At 49.1% G+C, this 1,251-nt stretch carries 1 protein-coding gene; it reads left to right on the top strand.

Features of this window, described 5'->3' with window-relative positions; genetic code table 11:
- The coding region (locus tag Q0236_RS06815; protein WP_367274742.1) for a TonB-dependent receptor at positions 1-1,251 on the top strand (1,251 nt) is incomplete at both ends.

Raw genomic sequence — 1,251 nt, 5'->3', positions numbered from 1 at the left:
TACGGCGCGCAAAATCCGGTGGGAATTTTCAGCTACACGCGCAAGCGCCCGGTAAAAGATCAATACATAATTTGGAGCGATTACATGTCGCGAAGTAACCTAGGTCTTGGGCTTGATCTATCCGATAAATTTGAAAAATTCGGCTACCGCGCGGTGTTTTACGGATCCAACGGCGACAGACAGCCAAAGGGTTCAAATTTACAGCGCCGCTTAGCCAGCGTCACGATGGAATTTTATCCGACGGGCGATCTAACGTTTGAAACCGCGGCGAGCTATTACGAGCACAATACCAAGGGCTTTGCAGGGCAGTTTGCTCTGGGCGTGCGAGACGGCAAGATCGTAGACGGCATGGAGCTTCCAAAGGCGGTGGATTCCTCAAAACGCGGTCTTGGACAGAGCTTTGGGGGTATGCATCTAAAAACCACGACCGCAAGCGCTAAATTTAAATTTACGCCTACCGATAAATGGTATTTAGAGGGCGGCTTTCAGTTTCAGCGCGCCGATCGTGATACTCACGGCGTCGTAAACTACATCTTGCCTAGCACGCATCCGCAATATACGAAGCCGGGCGATTATCAAACCAGACACAGCGGCGGTGCTACGGCGGCATATAGATTCGACCTGCCAAGCGGCTATCTCAAGGCAAACACGCAGGTTAATACGGGCGATATCGAGCATGATTTTAGCGTACAGACCAACGGATACCACTGGACGCAGGATAGATATAAAAACAGTAGCACCAACTATACTTCGCCTACTATCGGCAATATAAACGATCCTAAAATTTTAGATTACACTAACGCTAGGCGCGGAAGCGGGCTATATCACTACGCGATCTTGGATATGTATAATGTCTCGGTGCTAGACGATATCACGATAAACGATAAATTTGACGTAATGTTAAGCGCTTCGAATGCTTGGATGAAGTCGAAGTCCTATGATAAGTATCAGCAACGATTAAAGAAAGACTACGACAAATCGGGGCTTAGCTGGGCGGGCAGCTTGATCTTTCATCCGATAGAGGACGCTAGCATCTACTACACTTACGCAGATAGCTTACAGCAAGGCTCTACCTATACTTATCCGGCTGGCAGTCCATATGCGGGCGAGGTCGCCTCTACGTCGCCGTATCGCTCCAAGCAGCATGAGATCGGCGCTAAGATCCGCGTAGCCGATATGATCGATTTTAGCGTGGCGTATTTTGATATACGTCGCCCGATCGCCTACTTAAATAGCTCCACCGGAATCTAC

This window comes from uncultured Campylobacter sp. (assembly GCF_938031315.1).
In the GTDB taxonomy this organism is placed as follows: Bacteria; Campylobacterota; Campylobacteria; order Campylobacterales; family Campylobacteraceae; genus Campylobacter_B.
This window is presented reverse-complemented; position numbering and strand designations above follow the sequence as displayed.